The organism is Thalassobacterium sedimentorum (assembly GCF_031127905.1).
Lineage (GTDB): Bacteria > Verrucomicrobiota > Verrucomicrobiia > Opitutales > Coraliomargaritaceae > Thalassobacterium > Thalassobacterium sedimentorum.
Map to the genome: position 1 here is coordinate 1 of NZ_JARXIC010000028.1, position 17,374 is coordinate 17,374.

A 17,374-nucleotide genomic window follows, 5' to 3' on the forward strand; every position below is an offset into this window, starting at 1 on the left:
TGAGCCGAAATACAGTTTTCAGCCCCTGCCCGTCCGGGCTAAAAGTTAATTCGCCAAAGGCCCAGGAGCGGCTCTCCAAGCCAAACAGTTGATCCTCTGTATTTTTACCAAAGGCTCCCGGCCCGGGGACTCCCCCCATGGTCGCAACTTCAAGTTCGTAAATCTTCTTACCATTTGGCCGCGGAATCTCAAACCCGCGCGCACCGTGACGATCGCCTGATAAGAGTAGCACCAGTGAATCTGATTTGGCATCGATCCATTGGAAGATTTCTTCACGACCTTCAATATCCCAAGTGCCCCAACTATCCTTGCCGTCTGAAATATAATCACTCCACATCGTGCCACCACTAATGACAATGCAAGGAGAGGTGGACTCTGCCAGTTGCTGCTTCAGCCATTGTGTTTGAGTCTCCCCCAGAAAAGAATGCAACTGTCCACGTTGGGCATTGACCCGGCAGGAACGCGTGTCGAGAGCAATGTAATGAACAGGGCCGATCTTGGTCTGAAAATAGATCCCTTCCCGCTCAACATCCCGTTGAGGATTGTTCCACTGCATTCTCCAGGACTGAAGCAGACCCGCGACATCAATCGGCTTCTTCTGATTGTTGAACGCTCCAGAGGTATCGTTCCCCCAATAATCATGATCATCCCAAGTCGCAGTGATCGGGACATTCGCCGACAACTGTTGCCACGGAGCGGACAAATCGCGCAAGAGATAGTCGACATTGATCATCTGCAGATCATCCTTACGCCCGTCGACAGCCGAGTCTCCCAGTATCCACATGGCACGATTTCCGCGCTCTTGGATGAGTTGCATCAACTCTGGCCGATACATACCAACTTTATGGAAACAGGTGCCAAAAGCCATGCGAAACGGCTGCTTCAAGCGCTCAGTCGGCGCAGTGACAAAGCGCCCCTCCCCTAAGCGAACACCATCGGAAGCAATCACTTGATAGCGGTAAGCGGTATCCGGTGAAAGCCCCTCGCAACGCACAGAATGCACCCTCGCGGCCTCACTCGCGATGAAAGTGGTCGATGTATCAGAATCGACAGCTGTCAGCAGCACTTTGACAACATCAGGCTCCGGCAGGTGCATCCACACCGCCACACTCGAAGCACTTAGATCCCCGAGCAGCGGGCCACCAATCTTCCGACGGTTGAATTGCCGACAAACCTGCGCCACCGCTTGCTCGGGTGAATTTCCAGTCATCGCCACGCGGCAGGCCGTATAAAAATCCTGCACAACCCGTGGCTGCTTCATGTATTGATTCATGATCCGTAGATCAATCTCCAGAGTGCCAATGTGCGCGTCCTTTAAAGAGACAATACGAGGTGGCGCAGTGATTTGACTGCCATAGCCCACGAGTGTACCACCAATTGCTGTGGCGGCTAAAGCAAGGAATTCTCGTCTCGGAAGAGAATGGTAATGATTCATACAAATACAGGGGTAATTAAAAAAGTCGCTTAAGGTTGAATCATATACGAAATACGAAAAAGATCTATCGCGCGTTTAAGCGAGATTCTGCGCTAAAACGTGTCCCCAAAGCCATCTTACCTGAGACACCAGAAAACAATAGATACGTAGAAAACAGAAAGGCGTAGTGCTGAAAGCACTACGCCTAAACCTTCCCCCTAAATAAAAAATCTAAACACAGGACCTACGGCGACGAACCATAACAGACACTAAACCCAAAGCACCGGAAATAAGAGCAAAGGATGAAGGCTCAGGAATCGCGACAAGATCGAAGCCATTCATCGCCAAAAACGTACTATTCACGGCTGTATAAGTGATCTGTGCCATACCCGTGGCATCTGAGGTCAACGAAAAATCAAACTGAAAATCACCAACATTTGCCATTCCAGCATCAACTGTGCTGGTTTTACCCTGAGTAAAAATAGTGGAGCCAGAAGCATCTGTCGTAAACAGGAAAGAATTATCCCCCCCATCGACATGATAGGACGTGAGCACGAACTCTTGATTCGCTTCCAAGCCAGTTAGAGTCAGCGTCATTCTGCTCCCCGCACCGATTCCGCCATTTTCGGGACGAATGTCCATACCGATGTTGTCATTATAAAAATCATTCAGATTAGAATCTGTACGACCGTATGCTTGTTTCGTATCATCAGGATCAGCGGCACCACCATTATCATTCGCATCCGGCCAGGTAATCTCGACACCGACATTGTAGGTGCCTCCGAGACCACCTTCGAAGAAACTAATGCCATTAAAGGTTTGAAGATTCCCGGTCGTCGGCGATTCGTGATCAGAGAAAAAATCGAGGTAAGTCACGTCAGCTCCTGTTGGGCCCTGACCTGAAGCTGAGTCAGAACGACCAAAATTGACATTCATTTCTGCCTGCGCTAATACGGGGAGGAGAATTGAAGCCACAAGAGGAATGATTATTTTTATTTGAGGTTTCATGCTAAGGGTAGAGTGATTGTATTACTAATTTGAGATGCAGAATCTCAACTGGATGCCTGAATTATACACGATTCATAAAAATTATGACATCACGTATCTTCGCGAGAAACGGTGAATTCATCGCTACAGAAGGAAACCAAACCTCTAGAATCAGCTCAAAGAATCACACCACGCGGCCACTTAAAATATCAGTATCAGCTGTGACAAAAGACACAGAATCGACCAAAAATAGACGAAGAAACCGCTCACTCCCGCTGCATTCCGTCTGAAAATCAATTCGAGCCCCCTTGGGCACTTAATCCCAATAACGCTTCAGCATAACGCAGTCCAAGTTCGAACTGACTTTCCGTATTAAAGTGCCATCGATCTTGAGCGATCAAGCCCTCCGACGAGACACATGCGGTCATCGGCACAGCATACGGAAGCGCAGCTAGCTGGTTATTTATTAGTGGTATACCGTTAATCTGCCCGACAATGAAAGGCAATTTGGGATCTCCTAAATCCATTCGTAAATCGGCAATCAATTGTGTCAATTTAAGCAGATAATCCTCATCCTGATAGTCCGTCTCGCCTTGATGCCAAAGTATTCCTCTAAGAATCCCAGTTTGCTGTGCGACTTTCACCCGATTCACTGTCGAAGTATAATAATGCCCTCCCCGCCCCCAAGATCGAATACTGGAACCGCCCCTGGCATTAACGATCAAACCAAGCGGAACGCCTGGGTTAATAGATCGCATTTGTTGAGCAAAAGAGTAAGCGGGGCCCAGTTTTTGCATGTTCAAATCTTTTCGAATCGTGGAGTAACTGTTGAACGGATGCCTTGCAGGACTCCATTCGGCTTGCTCATTCAACAAAAACACCTGATCTAGAGCCTCTTGTACCTCTTGCGGGATCGGCGCACGCCCCGCCATATTCGACTGTCCTATCAACAAATAAAGATCCATCGATTGCACAGAGCCCGAGACCAGCGATTCCGAAGAAACCGAGTAAGATATCCCCAGTAAGTCACACACCTGCTGGGCAACTAGCTGATTCCCTATAGTGTTCAGATGAACGCCGTCTCGGGTTAAAACTCCTTGCTTCAATTGCTCACGGTTATACTTCGAAAGATATTCAACAAACACCTGCCTCAAATCAAGCAACTGTGCCCCAGTATCCCGCGCCACCATGCGAACGATGGCAGCATATGCATCCAGGCGTTGAAAATCCGGACTGTCAGGATCCACTATCTCACCGATGACAGTGGGTGTGCACAGTATCACCCGCGCCTGGGCCGATTGGATTTTGTTTACCAACTCACGAAGCCCCGCTTCATAAAGCTCAGGCGTCGTTCCTTCGCGCTTCGCCCCGGTCACAGGATGTGGCTTCGTCCAATGCCACACATCATTGATCCCAATGAAGATCATGACTGCGGTCGGCGCTTGACTCAGGACATCGCGATCCACACGCGCGAGCAAATCCGGCACTTTATTACCTCCAATCCCGGCACCAATTACTTGAATATTTTTTTGAGGAAAAACTGCAGCCACGGCATCTGAAACCAAGCTAACATACCCACCTGAATCTGCCCCAAAGCGCGTGATCGAATCACCAAAAAATACGAGTGTTTCGTTGCTTTTCAATCCTGGCTCTTTGCCGCATACTCGCCCCGAAAAAACAACAAGCAGCATGCTAAATACCAATAGAGAATTCCTGATCATTATAAAAAAATAGAGCGCTGGAAAATCCCAGCGCTCTTTGTTGCTATGAAAACTATTCCCGTCGAAGACTGACTAACGGCGACGTTTAGTTAGTCCTACAAGCAAAACTCCCAACCCACCGAAAAGAGCAAAGCACGAGGGCTCCGGAATCTGTACGACATCAAGTGCAATATTATGCGTCAAAGAATGCAAACGAACACGGTCATCAGTGCCCGCTGTCACAGTCTCGGAAACGACATCACCTACATTTATTGTAAAGCTCGACGCGGTGACACTTAACCCCAAATCACTAAAGCTATAACCACCAGTTGTAGTTGGTTGGCCGAAGTATGTATTCGTCCCATCGGTGATTGTAAGCTGTGTGTCATTGGCGGCCACACTCGACAATGTCAGTGTCGAAAAACCTACTGTCGCAGCATTCAACGTAGGATCCGTCACACCGGCAATACTGCCGGAAATGTAGTTCGTAAAATCGACATTCAAATTAGAAATGGCTAGGGTCAATCCTTCGAACTGATCCGCATCAAATTTCTGCGTATCCAACCATCCTGTTTCCGAAGCGTCTTCTCCTGCGGGAACATAACCTACGCCAAAACCACCAGAATTAGGTTCCGGGTTAAGAAAGCCATCCGTAGCGGTATATGTGACAACATATGAAAAATTAATGCCAGTAGTCGCGTCTGAAAACGAATAAGTGACCGCATCAACGGAGCTGGAACCGTCATCAACGATCCCTGAATCCAGACTAGTCCCATTTGGGTTATAAGCGGTAGTGCCACTCGTATTCGTGTCTGAACTGAGATCAAAATTAGGATTAAAAGTCACAACTTCCGCATGGCTCAGGGACACACAAGAAAGTAGTACAATGGGGATATAGGTATGTTTCATAGTAATAGAGTAGAGAGAATCTTAGAACAAAGCATTATACACTAAATGTAATAATCAGAGCATCATAACACGTATGAAGAAACATTTGCTATCGCGTATTTACGCGCGGACTACCGAGTTCAGAATTATTTAATTTGCTGATAATTCGAACTGGCGACCAGATCATTACTCTTTACATTAATAAACCACGCAGTGCTTCCCTTCGGCAAAGTAGCAGTCACTGTCCACTTCGTATCTGTCTTCGAAATCGTAGCACCCGATTCTACCCACGTACGCTGCCCGGTAACCCCCGTATCGGTAGTCGAAACCAATACTGCACTCTCCAGTGTTTTCGTAGAGCTAAAGCTCACCTTCACGAGATCTGCCTGCAAGGATACCTCTTTTTCCACACACCACGGCCCCACTCCATCAAGTAAACTCTCCGCAAAGGCATAGCCCTCCGGTCGCCTTTGCGGCGCCCGATGACCATGCCCCATCTCAGGCACAAGCGCCACCATGTGCTCACCAGAGACCCTGCCATAACACGCAGCAAAATGATTCATGGGGAAATGTTGGTCCTCCGGCCAAGATAGCCATAGTGTCGGCATAGCAACTTTGTGCATGCGCAACATCGGATCCCAAACCTCATGATACGTTTCGTTTTCACTCAAGGCCCGACCATACTGATTCGCAGCTTCCGCCAAGTCACCGCAACCATAGCTCGGGATGGCAAAGACAAAACGATTGTCGATACCAATCACCGTGCTAGTAATCACCCCACCCCAGGAAATCCCCATCAACCCAACACGTTCGGGGTCAACACCTTTCACTGAACGAATCAATGAACTCGCTAAAATCGTATCCGCCACGGCATGATACATCCATTGGTCTTCCAAGGGCTCATCTGAGTCACGATAAATGCCATTTCTCTCTGGCCCAGCCCATTCGTGTCGTTCCCATCGCTTATCGCGACGTTGGTCCGTCTGCCCTTCAACTGCAATACTGATCGCAGCATAGCCCCGCCTTGTCCACTCTTTGACCCAGTCCTTAAAGGCAGTGCCACCACCTCCATGCACTAATACCATCGCAGGCACATCTTCGGTCACATTCTGAGGCATACCAATCCATGCAAACACCTTAGTGGGCTTTCCCTTCCAATCCAAGGCGTCATAATATATTGCGGCTAATTGGTCCGTCGAATCAAAGCCCTCAGCTCGAAACATCTCTGGAGCGCTGGATAAATCAGCGAGGGCAGCCACTTTAGTGCGCTGCGCCTCAAAATCAGTTTGCCTTGTCTCGATTAAACTTAGCTCCTCATCATGCTTAACCAAGCGATCTTTCGAATTAACGGAGCAAGTCATCAAAAAAAGCCCCAAGCAAAGTATCACGATTCTTTTCATTTTAGATTTATAATGACAATACGTTCAGAATGAAAAAGGGCGCCGGGGAAACCCAGCGCCCTGACAGGTAAATAAGACTTTTGCTAATAACTATTTACGGCGACGCAGTAATACAGCACCGAGAGCAAATGCACTTACAATAAGTGAATAGCTGGAAGACTCCGGAATCGCGACCCCATCAAGAATAATACCAAATGCTCGTGCACGAGAACCATCTAAATCGGTGTTGATAAAGCGAAAGTCGAACGTCGCATCCGCAAAACTATCAGCAACATTATCAAAAGTAAACGAGGTGATTGCCGTCCCGCTCACTCCAAGCGATGTCCCAGAAAAATCATAGGAAGTGCCTGTAGTATCAAAAGCGTCTCCCGTGTCTTCCGCTCCAAGAAAACCACCAACTACCTCCTGATTTGAATCACCGAGCTGAACCTGTGCATAATCAGACGCAGTCGCGAAAATGAAATAAATAGTCCCAGAATTGTATCCAGCGGTATTAATAGTTCCAGAAAGATCTGACGCACGAATACCAGTATTTGTGGCGAAATTTGTGGTACCATCGGGTAGCGTTAAATCAACCTGAGCAAGGGTAGATGAAGATACTGTATTGGCAGGAAAAGTCGGTGTAGAAATCGAGGATCCAGCAGAGGCATACACATTCGCAGAGCCAGAAGCAGTCGTCGTCACACCATCTCCATTAAAAAACTTATATTCCGACACCGTTCCATCTCCCAGCGTAATTGGACCCACAGTGGAGCTATTCACATAGGTGCCACTAGCGCTGGCACTGCCAGCGGTGAGATCAATAATCACAGATCCAGCTAAGTTTTGCTCGTCTGAAAGACGTAGAGAAGAGCCATGTGCAATATCAGCCGCAGTCACAATTGAAGCACTGAATAGTGTGTAGGATGCAATGAATAGGATTTCTTTTTTCATAATGGGGTTTTGGTTTGAAGAAAGGAAGGTTAGCGTGAATAAATTTCCAATTGACCACCTCGTAATATACTCAATAGCACATAATTCAGCTATCGCGCATTTGCGCGAGATGCGATGATCCCACCTGTATATTTAACGAAATACAATAGGCTCTAATTCGCGAGTTCCGCTTGAACTTTCGTTATCTTTCTCTGATACGCAGCATTGGTCTCCGGCATGGAAGCGATGGCTTTCTTGAGCGCTTCGTAAGTTTGCTGTTGTGCAGCCGAGAGTTGATTCAATGAAATCGGACTGAGTTCTTCGCGATCTTTAACGATGTCATAAAAGAGTCCGTTTCCATATAGCTTATAATACTGATTCTGCACCCAGATGAGTTCTTCATTGCCGAGTTCATCAGGAATCCAGCTCCAGGACTTTGGCCAATAATATTGAAAGATCCAGTCACGGGGCGCGCCAGCTTCCCCGATGCACTGCGGCCAAAAGCTGCGCCCATCCAGCTGAGCTTCGGGCAGATCCGCGCCAGCGATTTCGGCGAGCGTGGGCAGGACATCGGAAAAATCGATCATATCGCTAGACCGTGCGCCAGCCGCGATATGTTTCGGGTTCCAAACAATCAATGGAGAGTGTGTGCCACGATCATGAGGCACGCCTTTCTTACCAGACACGGTTTCCCCGAATGATTCATACTGAAGCACTCGATTGGTGCCATTGTCGGTGCAGAAAAGCACGATCGTATTGTCGGCCACTCCCGCTTGCTTCAGCCCATCGACCACTCGCCCAACACACTTATCCATGTATTGGATCATATCTTTAAAATTCTCCTGCTGGTTCGTATTCTCGCGATTGACGCTATCAGGTGTGGGCTTAAACGGACCGTGAACCAGCAGCATCGGATAATACACAAAGAACGGGCCGTCCTTATTCTGATCTACGAAATCTAAAATGGATTCGACACACAGATCGGGACCGTAGTCATTATCAGCAAAGGTGACATGCTCCCCATTCACATCAAAATTAGGTTTCCAATAGCGGGAGCCATGACCAAATTGCGTATTCCACAATATCCACGAATCAAAGCCAGCCTCGCTGGTCGGCGTGCCACCCTTGCCGTCAAGTTGCCACTTCCCCGCAGCATGAGTGGTATACCCGGCTCGCTGCAGCATGTGCGCAAAGGTAGTTTCTGTCGACGGTAGGACTCCAAATGCTTCGTAATTACGAATACCACTGCGCCCAGTCATAATCTTCACACGGCTGGGCGTGCATTTGGGAGTCGAATACGCATGCTCAAAGGTAATGCCTTCGTCCGCCAGTTGATCCAGCCGAGGCGTCCATGACTCGCGCGCACCATAGGCCCCAAAATTGTTATCATAGGCGACATCATCGGCCATGATCAGCACAATATTGGGACGCTCTGCGGCCTGCAGACTAAAGGCGCTGAACAAAGCGGCTACGACAAATATTTTCTGAATGATTAAACGCATCGCTAGCCAATTATTTGAGTTGAACCCTTAACTTCAGACTATCTCCCTGAGCCAACTTCACCGTGCGATAGCGACTGCCATATTTGGACTCGGACACGGCCTCGGGTTGGCTGGAGTTTAACTCCGCGAGCTCCGCGGGGAATTTCAGATCGAAGAGCGCATCACGCACCGCGTTCAACTCTAGTTCAATCGTCTGATCCTGCAGATTCCAATTGGCGGATGTGCGCACACCTGAGCGTGTCAACATATCGCGAAAGGAGCCCTCGCCCCACTCTTCAGGCACGGCTGGAAAAATACGCAACATATCAGAAGTCGAACCGCACAGCATCTCCATTACCGCCGCTGGTATCCCAAAGTTGGCATCCATCTGAAAGGGCGCAGAGCGTCCATACTTATGATCGAGCGTCACGCCCATCTTGCGCCAGTCATTATGATAGGTAAACAAGTTTTGGCCCAGGCAACTGCGCGCCAGAATATTGAGCGCTTCCAAAGCACCCGCTCCATCGCCCAAGCGGGCATAGACATTGGCCATGTGAGCTAGCGACCAACCGGTCTGAGACTGGAGTCCAATCACCAGGCGCTTCTCAATCGCCACACGGCAAGCTTCGTAAATTTCCGGATTGGTCTCTTCAGTCACTTCAGTGCCCGGGAATAAGGGGTAGATGTGCGACTGATGCCGGTGCTCATAATTATCATCGAAATCAGGATGCATCCATTCACGGATGGCACCATCCTCGTTCACTTGATACTCCGGCATATCTGCGAGCATTTCTTTCCAACGCTGCACACCGGCCGCTTCCACATTCAGATGTTCACATGCTTCGACCAGGTTGTGGAAGACTTCCTTGGCAACCGCGACCGCGATGGTGGAATTGATCTGCACCTTGATCTTATAAACGTGCCCGGTTTTCGGATCTTCGATCATTTTATCTGCAGGCTGATTCTCAGGAGACTGTGCCGGCAGAAACATGTTTTTACCCTGCTCATCTTTGACGATGTAATCCTCATAGAACAAGGCGACCTCCTTCATAAACGGAATCGCACGCTCTCGGAGGAACTGCTCATCCCCTGTGAAGAGATAATAATCATAATAAAACGATGCCAACCAACCCGCAGCATCCGTCCAATAAATCACATGCGGACCAGTATGCCGTAACACCCCTGACTCCGGCGACATGAACGGTGGAATAAAAATTCCCCGACAGCCGTAAAGCTGCTGTGCATTGTGGCGAAACTCATCCAGGTGCGCATCAAAGTAATCAAAAAAGCCCATCATCGATTCCTTCAAATTACCCGGTAAAGCCTGCCAATACGCCATCTGCAGGTTCTCATTATTTCCGAGAAAAGCACTCCATGGTGGCCGGTAGTCCCCGTTCCAAATGCCTTGCAGGTTGGCAGGATACCCGCCCGATCGGCTGCTGGAAATCAACAAATAGCGCCCATAGTCGAAGAGTTTCTGAACCAACTCAGGCGATGCCGGATTCTGATACGCATCCAGCAGCAGGTGTTCATTCGGAGTGTCCTGTGGCCCCGCTGGGTTCAGGTTGACCTCCATCACATCAAACTTCTCACGGTGTAAGGGCGCATGACGCGCAAACAAGGTATCGTAATCCCCCTCAAGGGCCGACAACTGTCTTTTTAAACGTGGCACTGCAGCGCTCGCGGGCTCATTAGCAAAGAGTGCAACAATCAAAATGACCTCATCCGCGCCGACGAAGCGGATCTTTTGACCATCAACTTCCGTGCTTCCCTCTCGCGTCAATACACGCAAAACCCCACCAAACTCACCGCCGTCGGAGCCATCTGCACGAAATTCGACAAATTCACCCGACACCTGCGTCTGGTAAGTAAAGCCCGGATCAAAATCTTTGCCCTGCTGATCAATCGCATCTTTTAGATCATGGATATTCAGCGTCACGCTCCCATCCACAGCACCCGCTTGATCCGCGGTAATCGACATCACCGAAACATCATCGGGAATCGATACAAACAGTTTCCGAGAGAAGCGGGTGTCACCATCCCGCCATGTCACCTCCACTTCACCGGTCTCAAAGTCTACAGTGCGCAGATATTCTTCAAACATCTGATTGGTCTCCGTGATGAGATCCATGTCAAAGGCCGGATGGTAACGCGCATTTGTCAGATTGAAGCCCACATCCTTCAGCTGACTGCGGTAGTGCTCATTCGCTTCGCGATATTTCCCCTCCAGCAGTAACTGTCTGACCACTGGCAGCTCGGCCGAGACATCGGGTAATTCGCCCACGCGCCCCTGATACCACAGCTTATTGTGATTAAACAAAACACGCTCCTGATGCACGGATCCATAAACCAAGGCACCAATCATCCCATTGCCTGAGGGCAGCGCCTCACGCCATTGTTCAGCCGGCTTGATCATGCTCATGCCACGTCCAGATGAAGCGGCACTCACCGAAGTGATCGTTGCCAATATAATTAGGCCTAAAGTTATTGTCTTTTTTAGCATAGATTTTTCCTGACTCGCAATGTCCTCAATCAACAATGCGCTTAAGCAGAGCTACAAGCCCGGCGCTGGTTTATATTATTTTAAAATTACACGTGGATTGATCACTCTTCAGCAAGGACCAGCTGGTCCCAAAAACACCTGCCGCTGAAGTCTTTTGATGTACTGATTTGCAGAGTGATTTTTCGATTCTCCCCGCTATTAAAATCGGTGCTTAGCTGAACCCATTCGCCGCCCTGCGCGTCGGCGCTCAAGGCCAGCTTACAGTTCTCATTAAAAGGCTCCAGAGCATCTACGATCACTTGCCCCTCTGAATCTGGGCTTAGTTTCATCCAAGCACTCAAATGGTAGCGTTTATGAGGCTCCAGAGCGATACTTTGTGTAAGCGGTCGCATCGCTTTATCAGCCTGATACCACAGCGCATAATAACCGTCAGCAGGATCCTCTAAGCTGCGATTTAAATGACTAATATGCCGTCCTTGCCACCAGGATATGGTCTGTTCCACGCCTTGTTCAAAAGAGCCATTGATGACCAAATTATCTGATGGGCCGCTGCGTGTGACTTTTATAGAGGAAATAGCATTGTCGCAGCCAAGAACACTCAAATCGATACAGTCGTTTTCAAAGCGCCAGACATTACCTAAGAAATTGTCTTCTTCAAAACACTCCACCACGGTGCCGGGAGCGACTTCAAGTGATGAAATCGCATCATTCTCGATCCCCTGTTTAGCTAAATCTGCCGTGGTATAAGCGCCAAGATCAAGCATCCCCAGCATCCGGTTGAAATGGATATCCCGATGAAAGGTAGGCAACGGAACACCTCGCGATTGTTCCACCTTCCGGATGGTCCCATCCTCGTTAAAGAAAATCGGATCGAAACAAATAGACCGGTTATGTTCGATTCCGCCCGACAGAGCCCCACTGTGGTAAAACAAATACCACTGACCTTTGTATTCTACGCAAGAACCGTGAGTCGTTAATACACTGGTTTCATCCAACAGGACGCCTTTACTCTCCCAAGGGCCCAAAGGGTGCTCACTCATGGCATAATTCATTCGATGTCCACCGCTCGAATTGTCCGGGTAGATTAAATAATAAATCGCATTCCGCTTAAAGACATAGGGACCTTCGCGTAAGTCGTGCAGTCCTTCCTGCGCAACCATCGCCCCTTCAATTTCCATCATATTATCCTTGAGCTTACCAGCGTAGACAGGAGCCGGGCCGCCATGGTAGAGGTAGGCCTGTCCGTCATCATCGATGAATACACATGGATCAATCTGCGGAGTCAGCCCTTCGATATAACCCTGCACCTCAAAGCCTGAAGCTGGGTTTTGACTGGTGGCGACCCCGATCTTCCAGGTTTTACGATGATCATTGCCGCTGGGATGCGGAAAGTAGAAATAATAGGTGCCATCTTTATACGCACAGTCAGGAGCCCACATATAGCCGCCCCGCTCGCGTCCCCACGGGACATCATCCGAATGAAGAATTTCGCCATGATCCACCCATGTAATCAAATCATCCGTGGAAAACACATGATACCCGTCCATCGTCGCATAGCCCGCCGGCGATGATGTATCAGTGGAAGGATACACGTAAAGTCGCCCATCTTCCCAAACATGGGCAGATGGATCCGCCGTAAACATATGACTCACGATCGGATTGGAACGCCGCTGCGGATCTGCCATCAAGCTGCCCACGCCCGCCAGCAGTAAAACAAGTATATGTTTTGTATATTTCATACATTCAATCGATCTGAACTAACATAATTCAAAACCCGACTGGCTTAGTGCAGTTGGACTCCTTCGACATCGACCATCACGATTTTCTCCCGTGCATCGGGCGAACGGGTCGTCATTGTCACATTCTTAAATTCTACATTTTTAGCGTGACGGATGTAGGCCCCCCAAGCGGGCAGCACGCCAAAGAAGAATTGCTCCGGATAGCGCGCAATATCTTCAGCCACTACACGCTGCGCATCCTGTTCGCTACCGTGACCGGGGTATGAAATTTCGATATTTTCCAAGTGCACATTTTCAATCAAGTGCCCGGGAATACCGGTAATCATAATCGGCCCGGCTTTGGACTTTTCTTCGTCCGTAATGCCAGGCGTCCGATTCAACTTCAGGTTCTTATAGGGAGCTGCGATGGCTTTGGCGCGATCCTCGATCGTGACCTCTGCATACACATCGCGAATCCGAACATTTCTAAATTGTCCCACCGGCACACCTTCCGGTTCGACATCGGCGCCCTGCCCTCGATCGCTGTTGTTATCCTTGGTAAAATCCCGTCCACGATTCCCCAGCCGGAGAAAGATCGGATTGCCAACGTTCTTCATCACTATCCGCGAGATATCTACATTTTCCAGAATACCGCCATCCACCACTTGCAATTTGATCGCGCCCATCGGGCTATCGTAAAAATAACAATTGCTCACATCCACGTCGATAAATCCGCCACGCGAAGAGGTGCCAAATTTCAAAGCTGCCGTATTGCTGGAAACCGAACAGTTGCGAATCGTAATATTGCGGCATGGGTTTAAACTACTCTTCAAACAGATGGCGTCATCACCGGCGATTATGTCAGAATTTTCGATCAGCACATTTTCACAACCATCGAGATCCAGACCGTCGTTATTATAATTGTTGTTCCGCATCCGCAGCGTCACACCATTGAAATGCACCTCTTTACAATCCACCAAGTGCAAGCCCCAGAAAGCGGGATTCTTATAGGTGACACCAGAAAACTTCAAATGCTTACAATTCTCGAACCGCATCAGGCGGGGACGTGGCAGGCGTCCATTTTTCAGGCTCCCGTCCTTTGCCCGTGGAAAAGCCAGGTGTGTTCCGCGGCCATCAATGACGCCAAGCCCCTCGATCGTTATATTAGAAGCGTCTTCTGCATATAACAAACAGTGAGGCCCGCCCTCCCGGGCTTCGCGTAGATTGCCGACCGGGTAATCCGCCAGGTCCTGACTTCCCAGAATGGAAGCCCCATAGTCCAATGACAAGACGATGTCACTTTTCAGGTGAAGCGTCCCCGTCTGGTAGTCGCCGGGTGGCAACCAAACCGTGCCGCCGCCAGCAGCACTGCAAGCATCGATCGCAGCTTGCAGTGCCTCTGTTTCCATCGCGATACCATCCCCCACTGCCCCGAAATCCTTGACGTTATATACGGCCGCCGACGAAGCAGAGAAGCCAGCAACTAGCACATAAACAATGAAGTATAATGTTTTCACAATCGGGGCAGCAATGGAGGGATTAATCTGACTTACAGTTCGTCGCTCACGAAGTTTTCGACATTGACCTGAACAAACTTTGGACGCGCATCCAGAGCGCGGGTGCTCATATTGACGTTCTTAAATTCGACGTTCTTGGCGTGTCGGATGTAGAGGCCCCAGGATGGCAACACTCCAAAGAAAAACTGCTCCGGATAGCGGGCAATGTCCTCAGCCACTTCAACTTGAGCCTGCTCGGCAGTGCCACCACCGGGATAGCTGATCTCGATATTTTCCAATAACACATCCTCAATCATGTGACCGGGAATTCCGGAAATCATCATTCCCTGACGATCCAATTTGTCACCACTCACGGTCGCCTTGATATCGCTGATATGGATCCCCTTAATGTAGCCGACAGGTGCGCCTTCCGGCTCCACATCTTTAGCCTGAATCTGTTCGGTTGGCTTTTCATAGGTGCGCCCACGGTTCGCCAGTCGAATGAAGATAGGCCCTTCCACATCATCCATTACGATGTTGGAAATTCTAACATCTTCAATGAATCCACCATCTACAGCGAGTAGTTTTATGGCTCCCATGCGAGTTCCGGAGAAATCACAATCGGTCACCAGGATATTCTTAAAGCCACCACGCGATGAAGTGCCGAGTTTGAAAGCAGAAGTATGACTGATGGCACGGGTGTTGCGAACGACTACATTTTCAACGACTCGTGTTGTCGTGCTCTTTGGGCAAATACTATCATCTCCGGTGCGAATGTCGCAGTCTTCAATGAGAACATTCTTACAACCATCCAAGTCGAAGCCGTCGTTATTACGATTAACGACGCTATCGATCGTGACATTACGTGCGACGATGTTGTCGCAATCGACCAAGTGAGTGCACCATGAGGCCGCATTTTTAAATGTCACATCCTCAAAATGCACCCCGACGCAATCGACAAAACGAATCAACATAGGACGATCATGATAGGCAGTGCGTTCACCGACCGGGAAATTTTCTCTGTGACCACGGCCGTTAATAGTGCCACCACCAGTGATACGAATATTATTAGCATTTTCAGCATAGACGAGGCATTCATCAAATGCAGGGGCTTCAATCGCGCCCTGAATATCGCGGGCATAATCATCAAGCGATAAACTACCAAGCAGCTCGGCCTCGGGCTCTAGGCGCAGCTCGATATTACTCTTTAATTTAATCGTTCCAGTTACGTATTGTCCGGCGGGAACGAGCACAACACCTCCTCCAGCGTCGGCACAGGCATCGATCGTGGCTTGCAAGGCCTTCGTGTTTAACGCGACACCATCACCGATGGCTCCGTAGTCCTTCACATTATAAATCGACGTTGTTCTGGTAGCGCAACCAGTCGCAAGCCCGGCTGCCAGTAGCAACAATGATACTATTAGTTTTTTCATCATGATATTTTGTTTATTTAAATTCTACGTTGTTCAGTTTTACGACCACCGTGTTCGGCCAAGAGCGATTATTATAGATCCGCTGCGCACGCATGACTGAGACCTCCAAACCGTTTTCGGTTTGCTGGAAAGTAGACTGCGGTGCTGCATTCGGCTGATACTCCAGGAACTGGCTATTCTGCCCCAAAACGGATATTTCCGTCGTCGAGGTCGCTCTCAAATCTTTCAATAGGATATGCTTACGTTCGCCGTATTTCCACCGATTTTTCTCATTTGAAAATTGAGTCATAAAAGCGTAAACCGAGCTCCCGTCCTTTGACTGTGTATAATAAATACCGTCGTCGCCAATTATCTCACAGGGACGAACATTATGAATCGATTCACCATTGATAAACATCCAAAGCGCCAACTCCCGAAACCGCCGATCCTGCTCAAAGGGAATCACCCCCAGGGGATCCGGTCCGACGTTGATCAATAAATTGCCCCCCTTGGCACGCGTTTCGATCAACATATTGATCAGTTGCCCACCAGATTTATAATTCTCGTTGGTTGGTTTAAACTGCCATTGATTGCCTAAGGTAAAGCATGATTCCCATGGCCCGGGCAGTGGCTCTTTAGGCAGCTTTTGCTCTGGCGTCTCCATCTCACCACGAGTCACCAAACACTCCGGTTGCAACTGATGGATATACTGCGTGAGTGCTTCCATCCCTCTTCCGTCGAAGAACACCACATCAATGTCACCGTAGTTCGTAAATAACTCATCCAACTGCTGCTTGTTATAATCGCCCAACTCTGTCAGCCCATCGCTCATACGGCCCGCCGAACGACGAATATCCAATCCATTATTATACTGGAAAATAAAATCCTCCGGTGAAAAATAGAACCCGACTTTGATACCGTGGCGGCGGCAAGCGTCCACATAGGCCCGGACAATATCCTGAGCATATGGGGTATTCATAATATTAAAATCAGTGGTCTTGGTATCCCACATGCAAAAGCCATTGTGATGCTTCGTCGTGAAAACCATGTATTTCACCCCCGCAAGCTTGGCGATTTCCATCCATGCATCCGGATCGTAGTTCCTCGGATTAAAGGTCTTCGGCAGCTCATTGACATAGCGATTCACATAATCATCCGAAGCCCCCACCATCGAATGGCTGATCACCGAGCCCAATTGCGAATCCAATGACCAATGCACAAACATACCCAGCCCCCAGTCCATGAAAGCTTCTTCGCGCTGTGGGTCATTGAGCAAGGGCCCACGACTATACACTTGCAAAGCAAGGGCATCGTTCGCCGTCGTCCCAAGAATAGCAGCCAACGCGAGCAGTTTAATTAGTATTTTTGTCATCGAGGTATCCAACTGTATCCAAAACAAACAACAGTATCGGTGAAGAGAGGGTAAGCAGAGTATCCCATCATACTAACACCGACAGCCGTTG

General features: G+C 49.0%; 12 protein-coding genes and 1 pseudogene. All 13 read right to left on the minus strand.

All coding sequences use genetic code 11. The features are described from left to right. Nucleotides 1-1,435 (minus strand): alkaline phosphatase D family protein (locus tag QEH59_RS14345; protein ID WP_308986068.1); only part of this gene is annotated, 1,435 nt, incomplete at its 3' end. A 210-nt stretch (nt 1,436-1,645) separates the two neighbouring features. Further along, the gene (locus QEH59_RS14350; RefSeq protein ID WP_308986069.1) at nt 1,646-2,422 is read right to left on the minus strand and encodes a PEP-CTERM sorting domain-containing protein; all 777 of its coding nucleotides are present in this window, start codon (nt 2,420-2,422) and stop codon (nt 1,646-1,648) included. A 272-nt stretch (nt 2,423-2,694) separates the two neighbouring features. Beyond that, complete coding sequence (locus QEH59_RS14355; RefSeq protein WP_308986070.1) at nt 2,695-4,122, minus strand: DUF459 domain-containing protein; 1,428 nt, start codon at nt 4,120-4,122, stop codon at nt 2,695-2,697. A gap of 72 nt (nt 4,123-4,194) precedes the next feature. Then, nucleotides 4,195-5,010, minus strand: coding sequence for a hypothetical protein (locus tag QEH59_RS14360; RefSeq protein ID WP_308986071.1), 816 nt, complete (start codon nt 5,008-5,010; stop codon nt 4,195-4,197). Nucleotides 5,011-5,135: 125 nt separating this feature from the next. Beyond that, the gene (locus QEH59_RS14365) at nt 5,136-6,350 is read right to left on the minus strand and encodes an alpha/beta hydrolase family protein (protein ID WP_308986072.1); all 1,215 of its coding nucleotides are present in this window, start codon (nt 6,348-6,350) and stop codon (nt 5,136-5,138) included. Nucleotides 6,351-6,479: 129 nt separating this feature from the next. Then, on the minus strand, nt 6,480-7,322 hold the full coding sequence (locus tag QEH59_RS14370; protein ID WP_308986073.1) for a hypothetical protein: 843 nt from the start codon (nt 7,320-7,322) through the stop codon (nt 6,480-6,482). A gap of 152 nt (nt 7,323-7,474) precedes the next feature. After that, on the minus strand, nt 7,475-8,803 hold the full coding sequence (locus QEH59_RS14375) for a sulfatase family protein (RefSeq protein ID WP_308986074.1): 1,329 nt from the start codon (nt 8,801-8,803) through the stop codon (nt 7,475-7,477). Nucleotides 8,804-8,813: 10 nt separating this feature from the next. Further along, nucleotides 8,814-11,285 (minus strand): glycosyl hydrolase family 95 catalytic domain-containing protein, encoded by a 2,472-nt coding sequence (locus QEH59_RS14380; protein ID WP_308986075.1) that lies wholly within the window; start codon nt 11,283-11,285, stop codon nt 8,814-8,816. Nucleotides 11,286-11,386: 101 nt separating this feature from the next. Continuing rightward, nucleotides 11,387-12,058, minus strand: a complete 672-nt coding sequence (locus tag QEH59_RS18880; RefSeq protein ID WP_345785350.1) for a carbohydrate binding domain-containing protein — start codon at nt 12,056-12,058, stop codon at nt 11,387-11,389. A gap of 45 nt (nt 12,059-12,103) precedes the next feature. Further along, a pseudogene (locus tag QEH59_RS18885) lies at nt 12,104-12,970 on the minus strand (family 43 glycosylhydrolase); the annotation flags it as partial. Between the two features lie 98 nt (nt 12,971-13,068). Continuing rightward, nucleotides 13,069-14,520, minus strand: coding sequence for a glycoside hydrolase family 28 protein (locus tag QEH59_RS14390; RefSeq protein WP_308986077.1), 1,452 nt, complete (start codon nt 14,518-14,520; stop codon nt 13,069-13,071). A 32-nt stretch (nt 14,521-14,552) separates the two neighbouring features. After that, entirely contained in the window at nt 14,553-15,935 is a 1,383-nt protein-coding gene (locus QEH59_RS14395; protein ID WP_308986078.1) for a glycoside hydrolase family 28 protein, read from the minus strand. 10 nt (nt 15,936-15,945) lie between these two features. Beyond that, the gene (locus QEH59_RS14400) at nt 15,946-17,283 is read right to left on the minus strand and encodes an alpha-L-fucosidase (protein ID WP_308986079.1); all 1,338 of its coding nucleotides are present in this window, start codon (nt 17,281-17,283) and stop codon (nt 15,946-15,948) included. Between the last annotated feature and the right edge of the window lie 91 nt (nt 17,284-17,374).

Excerpts from the sequence above, each read along its gene's own strand:
- QEH59_RS14395 (WP_308986078.1), bottom strand. The coding sequence starts at position 15,935 with ATGATGAAAAAACTAATAGTATCATTGTTGCTACTGGCAGCCGGGCTT.
- QEH59_RS18880 (WP_345785350.1), bottom strand. The coding sequence starts at position 12,058 with ATGCTGGGGATGCTTGATCTTGGCGCTTATACCACGGCAGATTTAGCT.
- QEH59_RS14365 (WP_308986072.1), bottom strand. The coding sequence starts at position 6,350 with ATGACTTGCTCCGTTAATTCGAAAGATCGCTTGGTTAAGCATGATGAG.
- QEH59_RS14370 (WP_308986073.1), bottom strand. The coding sequence starts at position 7,322 with ATGAAAAAAGAAATCCTATTCATTGCATCCTACACACTATTCAGTGCT.
- QEH59_RS14400 (WP_308986079.1), bottom strand. The coding sequence starts at position 17,283 with ATGACAAAAATACTAATTAAACTGCTCGCGTTGGCTGCTATTCTTGGG.
- QEH59_RS14355 (WP_308986070.1), bottom strand. The coding sequence starts at position 4,122 with ATGATCAGGAATTCTCTATTGGTATTTAGCATGCTGCTTGTTGTTTTT.
- QEH59_RS14350 (WP_308986069.1), bottom strand. The coding sequence starts at position 2,422 with ATGAAACCTCAAATAAAAATAATCATTCCTCTTGTGGCTTCAATTCTC.
- QEH59_RS14380 (WP_308986075.1), bottom strand. The coding sequence starts at position 11,285 with ATGCTAAAAAAGACAATAACTTTAGGCCTAATTATATTGGCAACGATC.
- QEH59_RS14360 (WP_308986071.1), bottom strand. The coding sequence starts at position 5,010 with ATGAAACATACCTATATCCCCATTGTACTACTTTCTTGTGTGTCCCTG.
- QEH59_RS14375 (WP_308986074.1), bottom strand. The coding sequence starts at position 8,803 with ATGCGTTTAATCATTCAGAAAATATTTGTCGTAGCCGCTTTGTTCAGC.